Genomic DNA, 23,725 nt, shown 5'->3' on the forward strand with positions numbered 1-23,725 from the left:
GCTCAGGCCCCAGCTCAGCGAGCGCCCGGGAGATCGTCGTCGTCGTCGGCCCCCCCGGGCTGATCGGGCTCGGCGTGGGTCGGCTCCGGCGACGGCGCCGCGGCGGGCGCGCTCACCTCGCCGTCCTTGCGCAGGTAGAGCTCGAGCTTCCCCTTGCCGCCGAGGAGCACGCTCCTCTTCGCGGCGAGCGTGAACTCGCTCCTGGCCGACGCGGGCAGCGACTGGCACTTCGGGTCGACGACGGCGAACGCCGCCTTGTCCACGAGCGCCGCGGCGCTCTCGCCGGCCGGGGGGCCGCTCACCCGGGGCGCCGGGAACGCCCGGTTGTTCGGCCCGAAGACGGGCACCGTCAAGTCGCTGAGCTCGTAAAGGCCCGACTTGTAAGCATTGCCGCAGCCCAGGTAGGCGACGGTGGTCGGGAACGGGGCCTGCGGGTCGGGGGGCGGGCCCATCTCTGCGAGCGTCATCCCGCCGTGCTTCGAGGGCTTCCCGGTGCGCTTGAGCGCGAAGTCGAAGAACATGAGATCTCCGGCGACCGTGTCCCACCCCTTGCTGACCTGGGTGTCCCACGCCACGTGGGTCACCCCCATGCCCTTCAGGAGGTCCCATACCTCGCGCGGCGTGCGCAGCCGGCCGTAGCTGATGCCGTACTGCCACCCGTTCCAGTCCGACAGCGTCTCGGCGCCGATCCCGAGGTGGTTGTGGTTGTCGTGCAGCAGCACGCGCGCGCCCCGGGGGAGCGCGCGGGAGATGGCCTGGAACGTCGGGTAGACGTTGAACCGCTGCTCGTAGCGCTTCGCGTATCCCTGGGAGAGCAGGTCCACCACGGCCTTGATCGGCGACTTCACCATCGCGTGGCCGGGGATGAAGTAGATATCGCCGGCCCAGACCACCTGCAGCCCGACCAGCGCGCCGAGGCCCGTCCTCGTCGCGAGGACCGCGATCCGGTGCTCGCCCGCCGCGCGCCAGAGGAGCGCGATCATCGCGGCGGTCGCGGCCGCCATCTGGGGGACGATCGCCTGGAGATACCGGTCCTGGTGGTGCGTCCAGTACCAGCAGAGGAGGCCGACCTGCACGTAGCCGACGAGCGCCCACACGCGCCTCGTCCCCCGGAGGAACGGCAGGCACACGAGCAGCAGCGTGTAGAGCGACCCGAAGGTGGGGACCTTGCCGTGGAACCTGGGGTAGTCGTTCGGGATGAAGGAGAAGTCGACGAGCCCCTTCAGCGTCCTCAGCACCCCGGCGACGCTCCGCTCCGGCCGCCAGAACTGGTAGTCCTTGTACCCCCACTCAAAGATGTTGGCGGCGTCCGGCGTCCAGGGGCGGAGGGGCAAGGTCTTGTACAGCGTGGGATAGAGCGGGTCCGCGTAGAACACCCAGTTCTTCGCCCAGTGCGTGGACGTGAAGAACAGGCCAGCGAGGACGGCCACGACCGGGCCGAGGTACCAGTTCCTGCGGATCGCGGGCGCTACCTGGCCCCGGAGCGAGCGATACGCGAGGACGAGCGTGCGCGCGCCGAGCAGCAGCGCCGGGAAGGGGACCAGGATGACGGCGCCCGTGTACTTCGTGAGCCCGGCGCCGGAGATCATCATCATCATCAGCGTGATGAAGCGGGGCGAGAGCTCCTTGCACGCGCGGATCATCAGCGTGAACGCCGGGAGCGCGAAGATGGAGGCGACGTGATCGCCCCCGACGCTCAGGCTGGAGTCGTAGAGGAAGATGCCGGGGAAGAGGAAGCGCGCCGTCCAGGAGAGCCGGAGCGCGTGGGGCCCGAGCCCGCGCGGGATCATCAGCCGCACGGCGGCCGGGATGGCGACGAGGGTCGAGAGGAACCCGACGAACTCCATGTGCGCGGCGAGCTCGACCTTGTCGAACAGGAGCCCGCGCGGCAGGAGGAAGGCCCACGCGTAGACGAAGGTCGCGAAGTGTGGATAGGTCTCGACCGTCCACCCCTCGGGGAACCTGCGGATGCCGCCGGTGACCGCGTACTCCTCGGCCAGCGCCAGGTGCTTCCACCGAGAGTCGAACTGGACGTTGTCGGGCGTGAGGATGACGAAGTACACCATGCCCACGCCGAGCAACCCGAGCGCGATGACGGCGTAGGTCCAGGCCGGCGCGCGCGCCGCGGTCCGCTGCTCGTGCCGGACGTGGCGGACGACGCGCGTCAGATAGGCCCGGAGCGGGCCGAACCCCGCGGCCAGCATGGTGAGGGGCAGGAGCACGAAGAGCACAGGGCCATAGAGCTTGAGCAGCCCGGCCACGCTCATGAGAAAGGCGAACTCGAAGACGCCGATGGCGAAGCTCGTGACGAGCTGCTCGACGATCGGGAGGGAGCGGCCGACAACGAGCTTGAGCGTCAGGTGGCCCGCGGAGACGCAGGCGGCCGTCCACAGCCCGCAGAGGAGCCAGTAGCCGGCGTAGCGCCAGAAGAGCCAGTGCTGGATGGGATAGAAGCGATGGACGAAGCTGGCGAAGAAGGCGACGGCACCGAGCAGAAGGACCGGCAAGAGGACCTGCCGGGCGCGCTCCCAACGCTCACGCGTGCTTCCCGCGACTCTCGGCGTGGGCGGGGCGTCCATCAGCGCTTCGCAAACCAGGTGGGCTCGACCATGAGCCCGCTCCTAGCTTGCTGCGCGTGGGATGACCAGCGGGAACGTGCCCGCGCCGTCCCTGCGCCGAGATCCGTGCCCCGGAGGGCTGAGCAGCCGCGGGAGCGGCGTCCCGCAGCCCGCCATGCGCGGACGCGGGGACGCGGGGCACCGTCCCGCTCTAATTGAGCAACTTCTTCGACAGGTGCTTGACCGCCTCCTGCGCCGCTTCGCGCAGCGCGACTTCAACCGCCTTGGAGGACGTATCGCCACGCACGAGGATGGCGCAATTGTCCCCTTCAGCCTCGAATGACGCGAGGGGGAGCTCGGTCGCCGCCGCTGCAGCGCGGATCGGCACCTGTACAGCAAGCGAGCCGACCTCGAGCTCCACGAACCCCACCAGCTCCGACTTGGATAGGTTCTGCATGCTTCGAACGTGGGTCGCGCTCAGGGGCTTAGCAAGGTCAGGTTTTTCCTGCTTGTCGGTGGGATTGAGCTCCACCTGAAGAGGCAGATCGCGCGCACGTCAAGTGCACTCCCTCACGACGAGCGGGAGGCTGCGGGCGCGAGAAACGCGCGGCGCAGCGCGCGCGGCGCGCCGCAGCATGCGCGGGTACGGGGGTCGCGCTCGTCGCGTCATCGCGCTCGTCGCGCCGATCGTCCCGCGGTCGATCCCCCGCTGCGGCAAGGCCCACGTTTCCACACGGATGACCGCGCTCGCGTCAGTTCTTCAGGGATGTCAGCTGGTCGGCCATGATGCTGCGGTGGCTGCGGTAGACCTGGAGCACGATGGCCAGCGCGATCGCCGCCTCGCTCGCCGCGAGGACGATGATGAAGACCGTGAACACCTGGCCGGCCACGCCGCCCGCGACGAAGTGCTCGAACGCGACGAAGTTGAGCGCGGCGGCGTTGAGGATGAGCTCGACGCCGAGGAGGATGCCCACCGCGTTCCTCCGCGTCATGACGGTGAACAGCCCGAGGCCGAAGAGCGCGGCGGCCACGCTGAGGTAATGGATGAGCCCGATCTCCATCGCCTACTCCCGCTCCCAGGCGCGCCTGACGGCGCGCCGCGCCAGCACGACCGCGCCGATCATGGCGGCGAGCAGGATGACCGAGCCGAGCTCGAAGGGGAGCAGGTACTCGCCGAGGAACGCGTGTCCGAGCTTGGCGGTCGACGGCATCGCCGGCCTGGCCTCGGCGGGCCACTGGGTCCGGGTCGCCACCCTGCCGAGCACGAGGAGCACCGCCGTGACCAGGACGAAGGCCACGGCGAGCCCGCCGCGCGGGTTCGAGACCTTCATGTCCTGGATGCGGCTCGTGAGCATCACGGCGAAGAGGATGAGGATGAGCGTGCCGCCGACGTAGACCAGCACCTGCGTCGCCGCGAGGAAGTCGGCCGACAGCGTGACGTACAGCCCGGCGACGCCGAGGAACGTGCCGAGCAGGGCCAGCGCGGAGTGGATGATGTTCCTGGAGAACGCCACGAGCCCGGCGGAGCCGAGCGTCAGCGCGGCGAGCCCGAGGAAGGCGAGTGCGCTCAGGGGGGGCATGTGGTGAGGACCGCGACGTTAGATCGCTGCCCCCCGCCCAGCAAGGGCGACCCCCTCGCTCACCCGCCCGCCGCGCCGTCCCCCTCGCCCCCGGCGCCCCCGCCGCTCTTCTCCTTGCCGGTCTTGCCGCTCTTGCCGCTCTCCGCGCGCCAGATGGCGCGCAGCTCCTCCAGGGCGGCGGGGTTGTCGCGCATGGCGCGCTCGCGGGCCTCGCGCGCGTGAGGCCCGTACTCGCCGACAGGCACCTCGCCGAGGTCCTTCGGCGCCTTGTACAGGGGCACGAGCCCCTCGGGGATGAAGCGGAAGGTGAGGTGGTCGAGCGTCGGGGCCGCCCCCTCGAACTCGCGCGTGTGGCGGATCGCGCCGGTCGACTCGTTCTTGCAGGCCTCGACGCAGAGGCCGCAGTACATGCACTTGCCCATGTCGATGTCGAAGCGGCTCATCGCCTGCTTCTTCGTCGCCGGGTCCTTCTCCAGGTCGATGGCGATGCACTCGATGGGGCACGAGCGCTCGCACCGCTTGCAGCCGGTGCAGATGTCCATCTGCACCTCGAGGAAGCCGCGGTAGCGCGGGGGGAGCATCTCGGTGACAGGGCGGTCCGTCCTGTCGGGATACTGGACGGTGATGGGCTCCCGGAACAGATGGGAGAACGTGACCGCCATCCCTTCCAGGATGGTATTGGCCGCGCTGGAGATGCTTTTGATGTACTGGGCGAGATCCATGGCCGGGGCCTCTCCGGGACCTGACGCGCTCGGGCATACCGCCCCGTGGGAGCGAGGCGCCACACCGGGCAGGCTAGCAGATGATCCCGACCTCCCTTTAGGCATCCGTCCGCGTCCTGCCAGCCCCGCCGGGCGCCCGCCGGCCCGGGGCCGCATTGCCTCCACGGCCCCGCCCGATCGCGGCGCGCGCGGCGCCCGACCCGCGCGGCGCCAGGCGGGAACCCGGGGAGTGCGCGGACTACGCGGCGGACCTGTCCTCTCCTGTTGACGCGCCCCCCGGGTGGCGATCATGGTCGTCTGATGACGCAGCTCCCAACGTCGGGGACCCTCACCGCCCTGGTCACGCCATTCACGCCCGATGGCGAGGCCGTCGACTTCGAAGCGCTGGACGCGCTCGTCGAGGCGCAGATCGCGGGGGGCGTCAGCGGGCTCGTGCCGTGCGGGACCACGGGCGAGTCGCCGACCCTGAGCGAGGCGGAGACGACCGCGGTCATCCGGCGCGTGGTCGAGGCGGCCCGCGGCCGCGTGCCCGTGATCGCGGGGACGGGCTCGTTCTCGACGAAGAAGACGATCGAGGCCTCGCGCGCCGCGCTCGCCGCGGGCGCGGGGGCCGTGATGATCGTGATGCCGTACTACAGCAAGCCGTCACAGGACGGGCTCCGCGAGCACATGCTGGCCGTGGCCAGGGCGGTCTCGGGGCCGATCGTGCTCTACAACATCCCGGGTCGCACGGGGGTCGACCTCTCGGCCGAGACGACCGAGCGCATCTGCGCCGCCGCGCCGAACGTGGTCGCCATCAAGGACGCCACGGGCAACGTGCTCCGGTGTCAGGAGCTCGCGCGGCGCCTCGGCGACCGGCTCACGGTCCTGTGCGGCGACGACTCGCTGACGCTCGCGATGATGGCGCTCGGCGCGCAGGGCGTCATCAGCGTCACGTCGAACGTGCTGCCGCGCGAGACGAGCGCGGTGACCCGGCGGTTCCTCTCCGGCGACCTCGCGGGCGCGCGGGCGGCGCACCTCGCGCTGCTCGAGCTGCACGGGCTCATGTTCCTCGAGCCGAACCCCGCCCCGGCGAAGGCCGCGCTCGCCGCCCTGGGCCGCATGAGCCCGGCCGTCCGGCTGCCCCTGTCGCCGGCCGGCGACGCGACCCGGCAGCAGGTCGCCGAGGCGATCAAACGGATCGAGGCGAGGCGCGAGGCGTCGTGAAATCGAACGGAGATCATCGAGGCGTGTCGGTGGGCGCGCTGATGGGGGCGGCCGCGGCCGAGGACATTCGCTTGCTGAAGGTCGCGGTGCACGGCGCGAGCGGCAAGATGGGGCAGGCGATCGTGCGGCTCGCGGCGAACGAGCGCGCGCAGATCGTGGGCGCGATCGTGTCGCGCGGCTCCTCCCGCATCGGCCGCGACGTCGGCGAGCTCGCGGGCACGGGCAACATCGGCGTCGCCATGAGCGACGACATCAGCGCCGGGCTGCTCGGCGCTGACGTGGTCATCGACTTCTCGCGGCCGGAGGCGCTGCCCCGGCTGCTGCACCTCGCGGTGCGGGCCAAGGTCGCCGTGGTCAGCGGGACGACGCGCCTCGACGCCACGTGCGAGCGGCTGCTCGACGAGGCGGCGCAGCACGTCCCCGTGCTCTGGTCGCCGAACACGAGCATCGGCATCCACGTGCTCGCCGAGATCGCGGCGAGCGCGGCGCGGCGGCTCGGGCCCGGCTTCGACGTCGAGATCGTCGAGGTGCACCACCGCGCCAAGGTGGACGCCCCGAGCGGCACGGCCGTGCGGCTCGCGGACGCGGTGCGCGCGGCCCGCGGCGAGGTCGGCGAGGCGGCCGCGGCGCTCTCCGACGTGCACGGCCGCGAGGGCAACGTCGGCCCCCGCAAGGCGAACGAGCTCGGGATCTTCGCCGTGCGCGGCGGGGACGTCATCGGCGACCACACGGTCCACCTGCTCGGCCCCGGCGAGCGCATCGAGCTTACGCACCGCGCCACCAGCCGCGACCTCTTCGCGCGCGGGGCGCTGCGGGCGGCGTGGCACCTCCACGGCAAGCCGCCCGGCCGATACACGATGGCGGACGTCATCGAGGGCTGACGCCGCCGCGGACCGGCGCGGACCGGCGATCGGCGATCCCGCGTGTGGCGCGGGGAGTCACAATGTGGTCCGCGGCGTTGCGCCGCACTAGGCTGCCGCGCTCGTATGGAGACGCTCGCTGCGCGGATCGCACGCGCCGGTCCCTTGCCGGACAGGGACGCGGTGGGCTGGGTCGTCCGCCTGGCAAAGCGCATCGATAGCTTGCACGCGCGCGGCACGGTGCACGGGCGCCTGTCGGCCGCGTGCGTGGTCATGGAGGGCGAGCCGTGCGCGTCGAGGGGGTGGCTCTCCGATCCGCTCGCGACGCCGGCCTTCGTGAGCTATCGCTCGCCGGAGCGGGCCGCCGGCGAGGGACCGTCGCGCCAGGACGACACGTGGGCGCTCGCGGTCACCCTGTACGTGGCGCTCTCGGGGAAGCTCCCCTTCGCCGCCGAGAGCGACAGGGAGCTGCGGCGCCTGCAGAGCGCCGGCGCCGCGCCGAGGGTGACGCCGCCCGGCGCGACCGGCGACGCGCTGTGGCGCGTGCTGGAGCAGGCGCTCGCGCGCGACCCGAAGCAGCGGATCGCCGAGGTCGCGGCGCTCCGTCGCGCGCTGGAGGCGGCGCGGCCGGCCGACGGCCTGGAGGCGCTGCCGCCGCTCGACGAGCACCCCCTCGCGGAGCCGCCGAAGACGGTGCCGGCGCCGCGCCCGTCGAGCAGCGGCCTGCGGGGCGCGTCGAGCTCGCAGCCGCCGGCGCGCAGGAGCTCGCCGCCGCAGGAGAGCTCCGGATCGCAGCCGCCGGCGCGCAGGAGCTCACCGCCGCAGGAGAGCTCCGGATCGCAGCCGCCGGCGCGCAGGAGCTCACCGCCGCAGGAGAGCTCCGGATCGCAGCCGCCGGCGCGCAGGAGCTCACCGCCGCGCGAAGGCGCTCGCGGCTCGCAGCCGCCCCGCAGGAGCTCGCCACCGCGCGAGAGCTCCGGAGGCTCGCAGCCGCCGGCGCGCAGGAGCGCGCCGCCGCACGGCCGCACGAGCTCGCAGCCGCCTCCCAGCGTGGGCTCCACGGCGCGACGGACGCCGGTGCCGCTCCAGGGGCTCGCGACGCTGGGCCTCGGGTCGACGGCAGGCACGCCGACCACGCCGGTGCCGGAGGCGCCTGGCGGCCCTGCGAAGGCGCCGTCGCCCTCGCGTTCCGCGTCGCCAGAAATCGCCAGAGCGGCGCAGGCGGACGCCTCCGGCAGTCCGCCCGGGCCGGCTGTCCCGCCGCCTGCGCAGCCAGAGCGGCCGATCGTCGCCCCCGCACGGCCAGAGCGGACGATCGTCGCCCCCGCGCAACCCGAGCTGCCGGTCGCCCTCGCGCAACCCGAGCTGCCGGTCGCCCCCGCGCAACCCGAGCTGCCGGTCGCCCTCGCGCAACCCGAGCTGCCGGTCGCCCCCGCGCAACCCGAGCTGCCGGTCCCGTCGCTCGAAGCGGCGCCCCCCGCTGCGGGCGATGGACCGGAGAGCCCGCGACCGGTCCGCGATCTGCCCCCGCTCGTGGACGACGAGATGCCTCCGGAGCCGTCGGATCCGTTCGCGCTCGCGCCCGACAGCGCCGCCGCGCACGTCGGCGCGCCCGCGCGCGGTGCGCCGCCCGCGCCGGCCGCGGCGCCGGCGCCTCGCCCGCGACGCAAGCCCTCCGCGGCGCGCCGGGTGGCCGCGCTCGCCCTGTGGGCGGTGGCCGTCGCGGGCGCCGCCGCGGCGGCCTGGTTCTGGCTGCGCCATCGCGACGCCGCGGCACCCCGGCCACCCGTCCCCGCGCTGTCTGCCGCGCCCGCCGCCGGCGCCGACCCCGCGGAGCCCGACGCCCGGGTCGCGCACGACGCGGGCGCGGAAGGCGCAGCCGCCCAGGACGCGGCCACGGATGACGCCGGCGCGGCGGCGCCGGAGCCGGCGGACGCCAGCGCGGCGCGCGCAACGCCGGCTGACGGCTCGGCCGACTTCGCCGCCTGCATGGCGCCGCTCTTTCCGGGCAGGAGCATCGACGCCGAGACCGCGGGGCAGCTGTCGTTCGTCTGCGCCGAGGTCGACCCGATGAAGGGCGTCGCCGCGCTCAAGAGCCACCTCGCCCAGGCCGCCGGCGCCGGGGGCGTCTCGGACGCGACGAAGGAATGGGCCGTGCTCGGCTGGTACGACATGGCGACGCTCGCCGCCCTGCGCGCCCGCTGCTGCGACGCCCCGCCCCCGTTCGAGCTGCCCCGCGCGGAGGGCTGCCCGCCTGTCGACGCGGCGCTCAACGACCTCGGCGCTGCCGTCGCTTCGGCGTCCTCGCCGGGCGATCGGGCGCTCGCGAAGGCGGCCCGGCGGTACACGCGGACGGTCCAGTGCGTGGTGAGGGTCGGCGCGGCCAGCCGTTATGGGCGCAAGAACAAGCCGAACGGAGGAGAGGCGAGCGCCTTCAAGAAGGTGCTCGCGCGCGCGCTCCGGGACGAGGCGCAGAAGCGCTGACCCGCGCGGGCGGGCCTGCGGACGCCGGCGGGGGCCGGCGTGGAACGGACCCATCGACCGCCTCGCCGGGCGGACCGTTCTGGGGTAGCGTCCGCGGTCCCATGTACAACGAAGCGAGCGATCTCCTGCTCGAAATCGGCGTCGAGGAGCTCCCCTCGTCGTTTGTCGAGGCCGCGCTCCGCGCGCTCCCGGATCTCGCAACGAAGCGCCTCGCGGAGCTCAGGCTCCGCCACGGCGCGATGCGCGCGCTCGGCAGCCCGCGGCGGCTCGCGCTGCTCATCTCCGGGGTCGCGACGCGCCAGCCGGACCTCGAGGAGGAGGTCACCGGCCCGCCGGTCAAGGCGGCCTTCAAGGACGGCGCGCCCACGAAGGCGGCCGAGGCGTTCGCGCAGAAGCTCGGCTGCGCGGTCTCGGATCTGCGCCGCGTCGAGGGGCCCAAGGGCGAGTACATCGCCGGCACCCGGCGCGAGGCCGGCAAGCCCGCGGCCGAGCTCCTCCCGGAGGTCCTCTCGTCGCTCGTCGCGGCGATCCCCTTCCGCAAGTCGATGCGCTGGGGGACGGGGGAGTTCGCTTTCGGGCGCCCCATCCAGTGGCTCGTCGCGCTCTCCGGCGGCGAGGTGATCCCCGTCGAGATCGCCGGCGTCCGCAGCGGGCGCACGAGCCGCGGCCACCGCTTCCTCGCGCCGGGCGAGATCGCGATCGGCGCGGCGAAGGACTACGTCGAGGCGATGCGCGCGGCGCACGTCATCGTCGACACCGACGAGCGCGCGCGCCTCATGCGCGAGCGCCTGCTCGCCGCGGCCCGGGACGCCGGCGGGGTGCTGATCGAGGACGACTTCCTGATCGGCGAGAACCTCTCCCTCGTGGAGGAGCCGCACGTCATCGTCGGCAGCTTCGAGGAGCGGTTCCTCGAGCTGCCGGAGCGGGTGATCCTCGAGGTCGCGCGCGGGCACCAGCGCTACTTCGGCGTCCGCGACGCGAAGACGGGCGCGCTGCTCCCGCGGTACCTCGCGGTCGTCAACACCGCGGAGGCGCCCGAGAAGATCCAGCGCGGCAACGACAAGACGATGCGCGCGCGCCTGTCGGACGCGCAGTTCTTCTACCGGGAGGACGTCAAGATCCCGCTCGCGAACCGCCGCGAGAAGCTCGGCGGGATCGTGTTCCAGAAGCGGCTCGGCAGCGTGCTCGCGAAGGCCGAGCGCGTCGAGCGGCTCGCGCGCGAGCTCGGCCTGCTCCTGATGCTGCCCGAGCCGACGCTCATGGCGGCCGCGTCGGGGGCGCACCTCGCGAAGTGCGATCTCGTCGCGCTGATGGTGGGCGAGTTCCCGGAGCTCCAGGGGGAGATGGGCCGCGTCTACGCGCTGGCCCAGGGGGTCAGCCCCGACGTCGCCGACGTCATCCGCGATCACTACCTGCCCAAGGGCGCCGCGGACGCCACCGCCCCGACGAACGCGGGTGCGCTCGTCGCCATCGCCGATCGCCTCGACACGCTCGTCGGCTGCTTCGCCATCGGGCTCATCCCGACGAGCACCGCCGACCCGTACGGGCTGCGCCGCGCCTGCCTCGGCGTGCTGCGCACGCTCCTGGATCGCGAGCTCGATCTGCGGCTCGGCGCCGCGTTCAGCGCCGCGTACGACGGCTACGCCGGCGTGGAGCTCAGCGTGGCGCGCGAGGAGCTCACGGCGCGCCTCGGCGAGTTCTGCGCGGAGCGGCTGCGGGGCCTGCTCTCGGACCGGCTGCCGCAGGACGCGGTGCTCGCGTGCCTGCGCGTCTCCGCGGACCGCCCGCTCGACCTCCGGGCGCGCGTGCGCGCGATCGACGCGCTCAGCCCGGATGTGCGCGCGCGGGTCGGCGAGGTCTTCAAGCGGGCGACCAACATCGCCGACAAGGCGCCTGCCGGCGAGCCGGTGGCGCCGTTCGGCCAGGAGGTGCACCCGAGCGAGACGGCGCTCTTCGCGGGCTATCTCAAGCTGCGCGAGCAGATCGCGTCGGACGTCCAGAGCGGGGCGTACGACGCTGCGTTCCGGGCGGTGGCGGACTTCGCGCCGCTGCTGCACCAGTATTTCGTCGACGTGTTCGTGATGACCGACGACGCGGCCGTGCGGGACAACCGCCTCCGGCTGATGCGCGCGCTGTCGGAGACCTGCGGGAGCCTGGCGCGGCTCGAGCTCCTCGGCGAGGCGCCGCGCGCCGCGTCCTGAGGGCTTGCCGGGCCGCCCGGCCCCCGGAGAGGGTGCTCGCTGCGCGGGGTGGGGGGCCCCGCCGTCCGGGTCCTTGCCCCTGCAGACAGTGAACCTCGGCCTGCCATGGAGGCGCCGGCCCTCAGGCTGGTGGCGGCGGGCGGCATCACTGGCGCTCGATCGATCGGGGTACACCGCGCGGAACGCCGTGCAGAGAGAGCGTCCTCTCGGCTGCAGCCTCTGGCACCGCACCTGCATCAGCACAGCATCGGCGATGTCCCTGCGGCAACCCCCGCTGCATCGACCAGGACGTGGGGCGTCGCTCAGCTCAGCCAGCGGCGATTCCCTCTCAGCAGGACACGAGGGAGGTTGTGACGATGTCTTCAATCGAGATGAACAAGGCGATCGCTCGACGGTTTCTGGAGCTCGTGAGCGAGCACAAGCTCGAGGAGCTGTGCGAGATGGTGTCTCCGTCGTGGACAATGCACGGCGGGCCACCCGCTCTTCCGTCGGGGCCTGACGGAATCCGCAAGCTCTTCGGGACGTTCGGCGCCATCGAGCAACAATGGACGATCGAGGACGTGATCTCCGAAGGGGACAAGGTCGTCGTGCGCGCCACGAACACGTGCAACCAGGCGAGCTTCCTGGGGATACCGAGCCACGGCCGGAAGCAGACGTTCACGGCGATGTTCATCCACCAGATCGCGGACGGGAAGATCATCGAGACCTGGCGAAACGCCGATGATCTCGGACGGCTCCTGCAGCTCGGGGCGCGGCTCGAGCCGGGGACGCAAAAGGCTTCCACCTGATCGAGCGAGCCCCCGCGCTCGACATCAGCGCGCCCCGCAGGCGCAGGCCTCGCCCTCATCGTGCCGCCCTCCTCGCCCGCGACCTGCTGGCGAATGCACGACCACGCAATCTACGTGATAGGAAGTTGGGCATGCGCGTAACGTGTAAGTAATGCGTAAGCAACGCGTGAGCAGAGCGGCGGTGTGAGGTCGCCCGCCGGTGAGCCCTGGCCGTGACAGCCCCGCTGGAGTAAGAGGGAGATCGATCAGGAGGCACCATGGGCATCTCCATCGCATACAGCGGCAAGCTCCGTGATCCGGCCGTCGTCCCCGAGCTCGTCAGCGATCTCGCCGCAAAGGCCGAGTCCGCCGGCTGGCCTTGCAAGACCATGAAGGAGCTCGTCGCCGAGAAGCGCGTCACCTGCTCCGGTCTGGAGGGGATCACGCTCTATCCACACCGCGAATGCGAGCCGCTGCACTTCCACTTCGATGGGGAAGGCACCTTCACCAACCACTATTATCACGCCCTCCTCGGCAACACGGAGATGGCGGACATGATGCGCCTGGCGCTGGCGGAATCCGCGGCGCTCACCCGCAACCTCGCCGGGGGCTCAGGGAAGGAGGCAGAGCGCGGCAGCGGCGGAGGGCTGCGCGTCAGCGTCCCCCAGCTGCCGGAGGCGCCCGGGGCCGAGTTCTTCAAGCAGGGGAGCCGCTACAACTGGACCAAGACGCAGTTCGCCGGCCCCAAGGTGCACGTCGCTGTGTGCGCCATCCTGCGCTACGTGCAGCAGCGCTATGCGCCCGAGCTCGAGATCACGGACGCCAGCGGGTACTTCGTCACCGGAGACTACGAGAAGCTCGAAGCAGAGCTCGCGTACGTCGAGCGCATCACCTCGCTCGCGTCGAACGCCATTCAAGCTGCGGCCACGTCGAGCAAGGGCCCGATGAGCCTCGACGCGTTCGTGGATCGGATCAACCAGGAGCTCGCCGAGGCAAGGAACAGGCTGCACTGAGGAACGGAAAGGAAGGCGGCGCCGGCGCCTTCAAGGCGGCGCGCCGCCTGGTCACCGCCGCCCGCTGCGCATCCCGGCGCTGAGGGCGCGCCGTGGAGCGCCAGGGGGCCCGCCTGGTCACCGCGTCCCGCTGCGCACCCGGGCGCGGCAGCGCGCCATGCACCGGCGCCAGGGCATCACCGCCGACGCGTTGGCCGGCGGCGGCGTGCCGTCAGCCGGCATCCACCCCGTCCTCCGTCACGTCGCCGGAACCGGAATCGGACGCCCCTTCGGCTTATCGCGCTTTGCCTTCTTCTCGTGCTTCTTCCCGAGCCCGAGCTGCTCTGCGATCGCCTTGCGCGCCTCGCGCGCGAGCTTGCGGACCTGCTTCGCCTCATCCTGGGTGATCACGCCGTCCTTGGCGGCCTTGCCGACCGCCGCGCGGACCTTGGCCTGGACGTCGTCGAGCACCTTCCGGATCTCGGCGCGGCGCGCGTCGGGGACGCCCCCCTTCTGCATCCTCTCCTCGACCTTCGCGCGCTGCTTCGCGATCTTCTCGTCGACCCGCTTGCTGAACGGGGCAGCTTCCATCGGGAAGCGCGGCCGCTCCTTGCCGCGGCCGTGGTGCGGCGCCTTCGCGGCCGCCGCGGGTGCCTCCTTGGCGGCGGCCGCGGCCGGGGCGGCAGCGGCCGTGAGGGCGGCGAGCGCGGCGAGCGTCGAAGCGATGCGAGCGAGCTTGTTCATGATCCTGCCTCTCGAAATGACACCGTGCGGTGCGGCACCGAGGTCGCGTCCAGCGAGCCGAGGCCACAGGGACCCCACGCTCGGCCCGTGTGACGTGGCTCGGGCGACGGTATTCCCGCCGCACATGGATCGCCAGTTCAGCGCGAAGTTGCGCGCTGGCCACGTGACGACATCAGCAGGAATCTCGCTCGCGAACCGCTTAACACGACGCGTCGTGCTCGGATGTGGTCGCCGGTCCTGTCATGCAGCTGATCAATGCCCCACAGCCGGGCCCGCCAGGTTGATCGCCGTCTCCTCCACGCCCCCGGCTTCGCGCGGAGGGTCTCGTCGAGATCCTCCGCTCCCCGGCGCCCCCCGGGCCCGAGAGCGACGAGCGGCCGTCACGCCATCGACCTCGCCCAGCTCCTGGCCGCGCTGCTGCCGCTCGCCGCCATCGACAGCAGCCGGCTCACGCGCTCCTCGGTCGTCGGGTGTGTCGAGAACCACTTCAGCAGCGAGCTCGCCCCGGCGAGCGGGCTCACGATGAAGAGGCTCGCCGTGGCCGGGCGCGCGGCCTCGGAGGGCACGAGCTCGACCCCGCGCTCCAGCTTGGAGAGCGCGCTGGCGAGCGCCTCCGGATCCCCGCACAGCCTCGCCCCGACCTCGTCGGCCATGTACTCGCGCGAGCGCGAGATGCCGAGCTGCACGAGCGTGGCCGCGATCGGGGCGACGATCGCGAGGGCCAGGCCGCCGAGCGGGCTGCCGCCCTCCTCGTCCTCGGACTGCCCGCCGCCGAAGATGCCGGCGAAGCTCACGGCGTGGGCGATCCACGTGATGCCCGAGGCGAACGCCGCCGCGATGGTCGACACGAGGATGTCGCGGTTCTTGATGTGCGCGATCTCGTGCGCCAGCACGCCGCGCAGCTCGCGCGCGCTCAGGAGCTGCACGATGCCCTCGGTCACCGCGACGACGCCGTGCTCCGGGTTGCGCCCGGTCGCGAAGGCGTTCGGCTGCGCGTCCGGGATGACATAGAGGCGCGGCTTCGGGATCTCCGCCCGCTGCGCGAGCTCCTCCACCATCCGGTGCAGGCCTGGCGCCTCGTCGGGCGATACCTCGGCCGCCCGGTGCATCGCCAGCACGATGCGATCCGACATGAAATAGGCGCCCAGGTTCATCGCGAGCGCGAGCACGCCGAACAAGACGAGGTACCCCGGCCCGAGCGCCCCGCCGATGGACACAAGGATTGCCGACATCACGCCGAGCAACAGGATCGTCTTGATCTGATTCTTCATCGAATTCGTTACCTCCTCGGAACGGAACGGAGCGGAGCGCTACCAGCGCCGCTCCCCCGGAATGGAGCGCTACCAACGCCGCTCTCCCGGAACGGAGCGTTGCAAACGCCGCTCCCGACGATCGATGTATCGCGCTCCGCGGCTTTGCAATGCCGCGTGCCACCGATCAGCAGACGTCACCTCTGGTGGATTCCCCGCCGTGACGGTCCTGACCGCCAGCCCCGGTTCACCCCGTTCAGCCCCATTCCGCCCCGCTCCACCGCCCCGTTTCACCCCGCCCGCCCCATTTCGCCCCGACTCCCCCGCTTCTCCGGATCGCCCGCCTCTCCCGGTCGAGCGATCCGGCCCGCGGCCGTGGCGCCACGCGGCGCCGGCCGACGCCCTCGACGGTCCCACCCGCCGGCCTGCCAGCACCCAGCACCGCACGGCAGCGCCGCCGCCGGCCTCTGCCAGCACCGCACGGCAGCGCTGCCGCCAGCCAGCGGCGCGCTCCTCAGCCCCGGCGGGCCGCGCGCCTCAGGCCTGCCAGATCGCCAGCAACCACACCGCGACGCCGGCCGCGCACACAGCGAGCCCCGGCACCGCCCGCGGCCAGACCCACTGGCCGGTCACCGTCACCGCGCGCCGCACCACCCAGATCGCCCCGGCCACCCACGCCACGAACGCCGCGACCAGCGCGACGACCCAGCCGACCCGCGGCGCGTCGTCGCGCGCGAGCGCCTCGAGGTGCTCCCGCGCGACAGCGGCGGCAGGCTCGGTCCGGGTGCCCGGCGGGCGCGGCGCCGCCGCGGAGAGCCGGGCGATCGCCGCGTTCGCCAGCTCCAGGTCGTCCGCGTGGGGCGTCGTGAGCCACCGCGTCTCCAGGGCGGCCGTGCGCACCGCGCGCCACGCGAAGAGCGCCGTGTCGGCCTGGCCGAGGCCCTCCGCCGCCGTCGCGAGCGCGATCAGCCGCTCGTACGCCACCCGGACGTGCGGCGCGCCGGGCGCGTACCAGCCCGCCGCCCGCCGGGCGTGGAGCGCCGCCGCGTGCGGATCGCCGGCGCGCAGGGCGTCCGTGCTCTCGGCGATCTCCCGCTCGCCCGCGACGACCACGCGCAGCGACGCCGCCCCGATGATGAAGCCGGCGACCGCGAGGACGCGCAGGACGCCGAGCACGACGGGGAGCCTCACAGAAAGTCGCGCTTCTTGAAGGCGAACGCCGCCACCGCCAGCAGGCCGAGCGCCCAGCCGACGCAGGTGACCCCCGCCCAGCCCAGGTAGACGAGCAGGTTCGCGTCCACGACCTCGCCCGCGAGCAGCGGGCGCGGCGGCACGTAGATCTGCAGGTTCGGCACGACCCGGGACAGGGCGCGCGCCGCGGCGCTCATCTGAGGGCCGAAGTACTTCACCGGCAGCCGCGCGAGCGAGTCGGCGTTGCGCCCGACCAGGAAGACGCCCAGCGTGAGCAACGACGAGAGGAACGGCGTCGAGAACGACGCGAACAGCGTGGCGACCGCCGCGACGATGCCGACCTCGAAGAACGCGAGCGCGCTGCCGGCGAGCAAGACGCGCCGCTCGGTGGGAGCGCCGGCCGAGAAGACCACGCCGAGCACCAGGAAGACCATCGACCACGGGATGAACCCGTACGTGCGCACCGCGGGAGAGCGCCACGCCGCGACGCCCAGCACCGCGAGCGAGGCGACCCCCGCCCCCGCGACGAGCGCCACCGGGCGGCCGGCCAGCACGGCGCCGATGAGCAGCACCAGCCCGGAGTCCGCCAGGATGAACACCGCGAGCGTGAGCAGCGTGCCGAGGTACTTGCCGACGAGGTACTCGCCCCGGCGCACCGGGCGGGCGAGGATCGGGAAGATCGTCTTCTGCTCGAGCTCGCGGTAGAGCGACGTCGCGCCGATGATCACCGCGACCGCGATGCTGAACAGCGAGATCGAGGCGACGCCGAGGTCGCTGACGACGCGCGGCCCGTTGCGGAGCGTGTAGGCGCCGACGATGATCGAGTAGAAGGCGACCGCGAAGGCGACGCCCGCGAGGCCGATCAGGATGCGCGCCCGGAGCGATTCCCGGTACGTGTTGAGCGCGATCGCGGAGATCCGGCCGAACATCAGGGCGACGTTAGCAAGGGACAGGGGGAGCTTGTAAAGGGCCGCCCGTCAGGGGTCGGCCGCGTCCTCGGCGTCGACGACCCGCACGTCGAGGAACCAGAGGCCGTGCGCGAGCGCGTGGCCGTCGATCTGGACGTAATAGACGCCAGGATCGAGCAAGAGATCGAGGAAGCTCCGCTGGGGGTCCCTACCGATCGTGCAGGAAAGCGGCATCTCGGTGCCAGGGCAGGCCGGGCCGCGGCGGACCGAGAGCAGCGTCTCGTAGCTCGAGCCGGCCATGTCGAGCACGACCCGCTTGCGCCCGGTGAGCGTGAGCTCGAGGAGCTGGTCCGGGGCGCCGCGGTCCTCCGTGCCGGCGCTGTCGCAGCCCGCGTCGAAGTCCGCGGCGGCGTTGGTCGTGTTGCCCTGGAAGAAGCCGCCGGACTCGGGGATCTCCAGCGCGCCCTCGCACCCGTCGGAGAAGGGGACCAGCGTGGGCGGCACCGCGGGCCGCACGAAGGCCGTCACGCTCACCGGCAGGCCGAGCTGCGCCTCCGCCACCACGCGGTACGAGCCCGCGGCGACGCCGCGCCGCGCGCTCCGGAGCGGGGTGACGTCGCCCTCGCCGCACGCGAGCAGGTCGCCCGGGCCCCCGCACGCCGGCGCGGAGAGGGCGATCGCGCCGGAGTCGCCGGCCGACAGCTTCTCGACGAGGAGCACGTCGGAGGCGACCGGCAGCTCGAGCGCGTACGCGGCGTCGACCGCCGCCGGGCCGCAGCCGAGATCGACGTCGTCCTGGTGGCCGAGCAGCGACACGGTGGCCGTGCGGTTCGGCTCGAGCACGGCCGCCGCCGCGCAGGCCTCGTCGGGCGGCGGCTCGCTCGGCGGCGAGAGCTCCAGCGTGACGAGCGCCGAGGTAGGCGCCGTGGCGGACACCGCGACGGCGTAGCTCCCCGCGGGCAGCGCGCGCCGGAAGAGGTGCGCCGACGCCGCCGTCTGGCAGGCGATCTCGTCCTCCGGCAGCGCGCACGCGGCGGTCCGCAGCGAGAGCGACGGCGCGCCGTCGCCGTCGGTCGAGGTCGCGTAGAGGTCGACGTCCTGCGGCTCCGTGAGCTCGAACGTGTAGACGAGCTCGCCGAGCTCTGTCTCGCACGCGGTCCCGAGGTCCCGGGCGGCGTCGAGGATCGTCGCCAGCGCCGGCTCGCCCGGCGCGAGGGGCGCCGCCGTGCCGCACGTCTCGTTGTCGGGCGCCGGCGAGGGCGGGAGGAACGCGACGTCGACGAGGACCGGCGCGCCCTCCGCGGTCGTCACGTAGACCGGCAGCGCCGTCGCCCGATCCGGGTCGCCGAGGCCGCGGGCCCGGAGCTTCGCGAGCTTGCCGCCGCCTTCCGAGCTCGCGTGCGGGCGCCCGCACGCGAGCTCCGTCGCGGCGTCGCCGCACTGCCCGGCGAGCGTCACGGCGACGTCGGTGCCCTCGGTCCGCGCCGTGACCTGCACGTCGACCGGCGGCCCCGGCGGCAGGAGCACCGCGGCCACGACGTCGTGCGTGCTCGCCGGGCGGCGCAGGCCGCACGAGCTCGCGTAGTGGAAGCCCGCGCCCGCCGTCGTCATCGCGTACGAGCCCGGCACCGAGATCTCCAGCGCGTCAGCGCAGGTGTCGTGCTCCGGGGACACGCAGCCGTCCTCGTCGGCCTCGCCGTCGCAGTCGTCGTCGCGGTCGTTGCCGCACACCTCGGGCTGCGCCGACGAGGCGGAGGGATCGGCGTCGTCGCAGTCGCCCCCGCCGCAGTGCGCGTCGGGGTCGCCGTCGAGATCGGCGTCGCGCGGCGCGCTCGTGCACGCCCTCGTCCGCTCGTCGCAGGCGTCGATCGTGCACGTGCTCCCGTCGCCGCACCCGATCGGCGCGCCGGGCACGCAGCCGAGCTGCGCGTTGCAGCGCTCGACCCCGTCGCAGTAGATGTCGTTCTGACAGGCGCTGTCGTCCGGCGTGAAGCGGCACCGCCCTGCGGTGGTGTCGCACGCGTCGAAGGTGCAGGGAAATCCGTCCTCGCACTGATCGTCGTCGATGCACGGGCCGCCGAGCGTCGGGTCCGCCGGAGCTTGCTCGCCGCCGGCCCCGCCGGCCCCGCCGGCGCCGCCCTCCCCGCCGGCCCCGCCCGCTCCGCCGGCAGACGGGAACGGGCTCGGGGCGCTCGAGCTGCAGGCGGCGCCCGTCAGGGCCGCCGTCACGGCGGCGCCACAGAGGAGAGCGAGACGCGTCAAGGGGGAAGAAGAGCGGATCCGCATCGAACGAGGTGAACGGCAATGAGCGTAGCAGGGCACCGCCACGTCTGGCATCATGGCGCGCGATTCCGCGGAGCGCGGCGGATAGAGGGAAAAACAGGGTGCCCAGCGACAGATTGACCCGACCCGAGCTGACGTGGCTGCTGGCACAGGAGGCGCGCAGCGCCGCCCAGAAGCTCCGCCAAGGCGTGGGGATGATCGCGGCCGAGGCCACGCCGCCGCCGCAGCCGTCGGACGACAGCGCGGGCGGCGTGGAGAGCACGCTCAACCGGCTCGACGAGGCCGTGAGCATGCTCGCCTCGCTGCACGGCCGGCCCATGGCGCGGGGGCGGCGCGGGCGCGTCGACCTCACCGCGCTGCTCTGGGAGGTCGCGCCCGAGGCGCGCGTGCAGATCGAGATGGGCGAAGGGACGACGGTGTTCGGCGACGAGACCGAGCTCCGCCGGATGCTCCAGGTGCTCATCGCCCAGGGAGGCGATCCGACGAGCCAGGCCGGGGCGCCCGAGGTGAGCATCCGCCGCGTCGGCGAGGAGGTGAGCGTCCGCGTCAACCTCGGCCCGGAGACGCCCGTGAACTTCGAGACCGAGCGGGTGTGGCTGTCGCGGATGGCGCTGCGCTACGGCGGCCGGCTCGAGCTCGACGGCCTGATGCAGACGCTGACGCTGCCGGCCGATGTCGATCAGCAGCGCCTCGAGGTCGAGAGCCTCAAGAAGGAGCTGGCGGCGGCGCAGGCCCAGGGCGAGGCCTACGCGCGCGAGCTCGCGGCGGTGTTCTCGCGGGTCGAGGGCGAGCGCGAGCGCGGGTCGCTGGCCGGCGCCGTCTCCCGGCTCGCCGGCAGCGATCCGGTGTCGCACCTGCCGCCGAGCGGCGACAGCCTCGCGGTGCTCGTCGCCGCGGCGCGGGTGCTCGGGACGCAGCTGCGCGGCATCCTGTCGGCGATCGGCCGCGACATCGCGCCGCTCCGGAGCCACGGCGGCGACGTCGGCGAGACGGCGTCCTCGGTGGGCCGCCACGTGACCGCCGCCTCTGAAACCGTGAGCGATCTCGCGAGGTTGGGCTCGTGCCCGCTCCACGAGTTCCCGCGCCACTGCGACGTGGCCGACGTGCTGCGCGACGTCGTGAAGGACGACCTCGCGCGCGCCGCGCGCCACGACGTGCGCGTGGCGGTCGAGTCGCCGGAGACCGCGCAGGAGGTGGTGCCGCAGGGCGCGCTGACGGTGCTGCTGCACGCGCTGCTCGACCACGCCATCAGCGCGTCCCCGCCGGGCAGCGAGGTCCTCGTCACGCTGGTCGAGGGCGCGAGCGGGGTCGAGATCACGTTCGACGACGCCGGCCCGCCGCTCCCTGCGGCGGCGCGGAGCGTGGTGCTGAGCCGCGACTTCGAGGCGGTCGCTCAGGGGCGGCCGCCGGCGCTGCCGCTCATCGCGGCGCACGCGATCGCGGCGCACACGAACTACGGGCTCGCCATCGAGGACGGGCCGCGCGGCGAGACGCGGGTGCGGCTCACGATCCCGAGAGCGGGGTAGCGGGCTCCGAGCTGCCCGGCCCGAGGAGCGCCTACCGCCTTGGCGAAGAGGGGCTCCTCGGGACTACCGCCTTGAACAGGGGCGCCTCGAGACTACCGCCGTGGCGAGCAGCGGCGCCTCGAGACTACGGCAGGAACGAGTTCGCCGGGAAATCGACATCGGTGTTGAGCGTAGCGCCCCCCACGATCCGGAACGGCGGCATCAGGTGCGGCGTGGAGACGGGGCGCTCGTCGCCCCGCTCCACGAGCGTCACAGAGGCCTCGTACTCGCCCGGCGGAAGATCCACCGTCAGGCCGAAGTCCTCGCAACGCGCATACTCCCTCGCCACCTCGCTGCTGCCACGGTAGACGATCAGCTCGAAATCGGTCCTGCCGCCGCTGAAGCGGGTGCAGGCCCGCGACTGGCTACGGCCGTCCACCGTCCATTCCACCGCCAGGCTCCCCACCGACGGCCGCGGACGAAACGGCGAGTCGTCCGCCACGTCGAAGAAGCACCCCGCGGCCAGAAAGCTCGACAGCGCAAGACCGCAAAGAGGAAAGACGCTCTTCTCCTGATTCATCCTCAAACCCGTCCTTTCGCAGCTGCACCACCCTCAACGCGGCGTGTAGTAACGGCGCCCCCGCTCGCGCGGAAAGCCCAGCTCGCGTTCCGGCACGTGCCGCGGCGACTCCCGGTACGTATGCCGGTAACGCCTGAGCTCCACAGGCTCCTCCTCGAAGACGACCCAGCCCCGGTTCGTCGGGTAATACCACTCGTCGCCGACCAGGTACGCATAGGTCCCGCGGAAATAGACGCGCGGATACGCCGCGATCTCCACCGGGACGGCCTCGGCCCGCACCGCCGGGTAGCCGGACACGACAAACCCCTCCGTCGCGACGGTGCCAAGACACCCCATGAGCAGCGAGGCGCCGGCCACAAGCGCGGCCGCCGCGAGCACCGACCTCGTCACCGAGAGACACCTGGGCCGCCTTCGCACGAGCGAAGTCACGTTGTTGCTCTGCTTCACGTCATTGCTCCTCGCAGCGAAGCTCAGCAATGTGAGTGCCAGCGCGGGGCGGCGCGACTCGAGATGTCCGGTGACGGCGCGCTCAGCGGCCCGCGCGGGGCGCGCCGAGCGCGCCAGCGAGCGCGAGCGCGCGCTGGATCTCCGCCGCCGTCACCAGCCCGATGACGTGCTCTCCCCCGTCGAGCACCGCGACCGCGCTCGCCTCGCCGCTCGCCAGCGCGTCGATCGAGCGGGACGCGTCGTCGTCGGCGTGCGCCCTCGGCACATCCACCGGCATCACCGCGCCCACCGTCGCCGGCGCGGCCCCGCGCCCCAGCTGGCGCACGAGGTCCCAGACCGTGACGACGCCGATCTCCCGGCGCCGCTCTCCGCCGCCCCTCGAGCCGTCACCCCCCGAGCCATCGGTCGACTCATCGATCACGCGGGCGCCGATCAGGTTATCGCGCAGGAGCCGCTCGGCGACCGCGCGAGGGCTCTCGTCCGCATACGCGTCGCCGAGCCGATCGGTCATGAAGCGCCCGAGCGGGACCCCGCGGAGGAGCTCGCGCGTGCTCGCGCGCGCCTGCTCGGCGGAGGCGCCCATGTGGACGAACACGGCGATCAAGACGAGGATCGGGTTCCACGAGAGCAGGCCGAGGAGCCCGAAGGCCACCGCCATCCCCTTGCCGGTCGTCGTCGCGACGCGCGTCGCGCGCGCCGGCCCGAGGCGGCGGAGGAGCAGCCCGCGCAGCACCCGGCCGCCATCCATCGGGAACGCCGGGAGCAGGTTGAACGCGCCGATGATCGCGTTCGTGATCGCGAAGGCCAGGAGCGCCGCGCCGACCTCCGCCGGCGCGGGGAGCAGGCGGTAGGCGGCGTAGCTGCCAAGCGCGATACCGAAGCTCATCAGCGGCCCGGCGAACGCCATCCACGCCTCGTGCTCGGGATCGTCGCGCTCGATCTGCGAGACGCCGCCCAGCATCATCAGCGTGATCGCGCGCACCCGGACTCCATTCCTGAGCGCGACGAACGAGTGGGCCAGCTCGTGCGCCAGGATGGCGACGAACAGCCCGACAGCCAGGATCCCTCCCCAGGCGAGCGGCGGCAGGCGCAGCGCCTCGCGCGAGATCCCGAGCGACGACGCCACCACCGAGAACTGCGACGCCGCCGCATACGCCACGTACGGCAGGAAGATCAGCAAGGTGATGTGCAGCCGGATCGGGATTCCCCGGATCCGCAGGACCGTCAACCCATGGTCGAACATGTGCCTCCTGGTGCACCCGTACAGATGGGGCTGACAACCGCCGTCGCAAGCCGCCGAGAGCGCGCCGGCGAATGGAAATCAGGGCAGCCGCGCAAATCATCCCGGCGATACGGAATGAGAATGTGGAAAGCGAGCGCCGCACGGGATTCGACTGCAGCGCACGGGTGGTTCCGTCCCAGGCGGGAAGAATGGAATTCGTTATGC

Annotated in this window: 20 protein-coding genes; 7 read left to right on the plus strand and 13 right to left on the minus strand. The window is 72.9% G+C overall.

Annotated features, from left to right (window positions below; genetic code table 11):
- Positions 1-14 precede the first annotated feature (14 nt).
- From WME89_RS47495 to WME89_RS47515, 5 genes are all read right to left on the minus strand, one after another.
- Complete coding sequence (locus WME89_RS47495; RefSeq protein ID WP_438006135.1) at positions 15-2,507, minus strand: hypothetical protein; 2,493 nt, start codon at positions 2,505-2,507, stop codon at positions 15-17.
- Positions 2,508-2,769: 262 nt separating this feature from the next.
- Positions 2,770-3,090 carry a hypothetical protein gene (locus WME89_RS47500; RefSeq protein ID WP_437305617.1) on the minus strand — a complete coding sequence of 107 codons (321 nt, stop codon included), beginning with the start codon at positions 3,088-3,090 and terminating at the stop codon, positions 2,770-2,772.
- Positions 3,091-3,310: 220 nt separating this feature from the next.
- A complete protein-coding gene (nuoK, locus tag WME89_RS47505; protein ID WP_437305618.1) occupies positions 3,311-3,619 on the minus strand; it encodes an NADH-quinone oxidoreductase subunit NuoK in 309 nt (102 codons plus the stop codon).
- A gap of 3 nt (positions 3,620-3,622) precedes the next feature.
- Positions 3,623-4,138 carry an NADH-quinone oxidoreductase subunit J family protein gene (locus WME89_RS47510; RefSeq protein ID WP_438006136.1) on the minus strand — a complete coding sequence of 172 codons (516 nt, stop codon included), beginning with the start codon at positions 4,136-4,138 and terminating at the stop codon, positions 3,623-3,625.
- A 59-nt stretch (positions 4,139-4,197) separates the two neighbouring features.
- Positions 4,198-4,860: a NuoI/complex I 23 kDa subunit family protein gene (locus tag WME89_RS47515; protein ID WP_438006137.1), complete on the minus strand. Its 663-nt coding sequence runs from the start codon at positions 4,858-4,860 to the stop codon at positions 4,198-4,200.
- Between the two features lie 300 nt (positions 4,861-5,160).
- On the opposite strand from WME89_RS47515, the gene dapA reads away from it, so the two are divergent.
- The 6 genes from dapA (at position 5,161) to WME89_RS47545 (ending at position 13,391) form a co-directional block, all read left to right on the plus strand.
- Complete coding sequence (gene dapA, locus WME89_RS47520; protein WP_438006138.1) at positions 5,161-6,066, plus strand: 4-hydroxy-tetrahydrodipicolinate synthase; 906 nt, start codon at positions 5,161-5,163, stop codon at positions 6,064-6,066.
- Between the two features lie 71 nt (positions 6,067-6,137).
- A complete protein-coding gene (gene dapB, locus WME89_RS47525) occupies positions 6,138-6,947 on the plus strand; it encodes a 4-hydroxy-tetrahydrodipicolinate reductase (protein WP_438012060.1) in 810 nt (269 codons plus the stop codon).
- A 105-nt stretch (positions 6,948-7,052) separates the two neighbouring features.
- Positions 7,053-9,410, plus strand: a complete 2,358-nt coding sequence (locus WME89_RS47530; RefSeq protein ID WP_438006139.1) for a hypothetical protein — start codon at positions 7,053-7,055, stop codon at positions 9,408-9,410.
- A gap of 101 nt (positions 9,411-9,511) precedes the next feature.
- Positions 9,512-11,611 carry a glycine--tRNA ligase subunit beta gene (gene glyS / locus WME89_RS47535; protein WP_438006140.1) on the plus strand — a complete coding sequence of 700 codons (2,100 nt, stop codon included), beginning with the start codon at positions 9,512-9,514 and terminating at the stop codon, positions 11,609-11,611.
- Positions 11,612-11,967: 356 nt separating this feature from the next.
- Positions 11,968-12,399, plus strand: a complete 432-nt coding sequence (locus WME89_RS47540; RefSeq protein WP_438006141.1) for an ester cyclase — start codon at positions 11,968-11,970, stop codon at positions 12,397-12,399.
- 257 nt (positions 12,400-12,656) lie between these two features.
- Entirely contained in the window at positions 12,657-13,391 is a 735-nt protein-coding gene (locus WME89_RS47545) for a hypothetical protein (RefSeq protein ID WP_438006142.1), read from the plus strand.
- Positions 13,392-13,628: 237 nt separating this feature from the next.
- On the opposite strand, the gene WME89_RS47550 is transcribed toward WME89_RS47545, so the two are convergent.
- The 5 genes from WME89_RS47550 to WME89_RS47570 all read right to left on the minus strand — a co-directional run bounded on the left by WME89_RS47550 (position 13,629) and on the right by WME89_RS47570 (position 19,692).
- Positions 13,629-14,114 (minus strand): hypothetical protein, encoded by a 486-nt coding sequence (locus tag WME89_RS47550; RefSeq protein ID WP_438006143.1) that lies wholly within the window; start codon positions 14,112-14,114, stop codon positions 13,629-13,631.
- Positions 14,115-14,494: 380 nt separating this feature from the next.
- A complete protein-coding gene (locus WME89_RS47555; protein WP_438006144.1) occupies positions 14,495-15,385 on the minus strand; it encodes a zinc metalloprotease HtpX in 891 nt (296 codons plus the stop codon).
- Between the two features lie 516 nt (positions 15,386-15,901).
- The gene (locus WME89_RS47560; protein ID WP_438006145.1) at positions 15,902-16,555 is read right to left on the minus strand and encodes a hypothetical protein; all 654 of its coding nucleotides are present in this window, start codon (positions 16,553-16,555) and stop codon (positions 15,902-15,904) included.
- Positions 16,552-17,484, minus strand: a complete 933-nt coding sequence (locus WME89_RS47565) for an ABC transporter permease (RefSeq protein ID WP_438006146.1) — start codon at positions 17,482-17,484, stop codon at positions 16,552-16,554. Before WME89_RS47565 ends, WME89_RS47560 begins: the two co-directional genes overlap by 4 nt.
- A gap of 48 nt (positions 17,485-17,532) precedes the next feature.
- A complete protein-coding gene (locus WME89_RS47570) occupies positions 17,533-19,692 on the minus strand; it encodes a putative metal-binding motif-containing protein (RefSeq protein WP_438006147.1) in 2,160 nt (719 codons plus the stop codon).
- Positions 19,693-19,862: 170 nt separating this feature from the next.
- Between WME89_RS47570 and WME89_RS47575 the strand changes: the two genes are divergently transcribed.
- Complete coding sequence (locus WME89_RS47575; protein ID WP_438006148.1) at positions 19,863-21,272, plus strand: sensor histidine kinase; 1,410 nt, start codon at positions 19,863-19,865, stop codon at positions 21,270-21,272.
- 124 nt (positions 21,273-21,396) lie between these two features.
- Here the strand turns inward: WME89_RS47575 and WME89_RS47580 are convergent, their stop codons facing one another.
- From WME89_RS47580 to WME89_RS47590, 3 genes are all read right to left on the minus strand, one after another.
- Entirely contained in the window at positions 21,397-21,831 is a 435-nt protein-coding gene (locus tag WME89_RS47580; protein WP_438006149.1) for a hypothetical protein, read from the minus strand.
- 33 nt (positions 21,832-21,864) lie between these two features.
- Positions 21,865-22,278 carry a hypothetical protein gene (locus WME89_RS47585; protein WP_438006150.1) on the minus strand — a complete coding sequence of 138 codons (414 nt, stop codon included), beginning with the start codon at positions 22,276-22,278 and terminating at the stop codon, positions 21,865-21,867.
- Positions 22,279-22,360: 82 nt separating this feature from the next.
- Positions 22,361-23,521: a site-2 protease family protein gene (locus WME89_RS47590; RefSeq protein ID WP_438006151.1), complete on the minus strand. Its 1,161-nt coding sequence runs from the start codon at positions 23,519-23,521 to the stop codon at positions 22,361-22,363.
- Between the last annotated feature and the right edge of the window lie 204 nt (positions 23,522-23,725).

It is taken from the genome of Sorangium sp. So ce321 (genome assembly GCF_051530195.1).
Classification (GTDB): Bacteria; Myxococcota_A; Polyangia; order Polyangiales; family Polyangiaceae; genus Sorangium.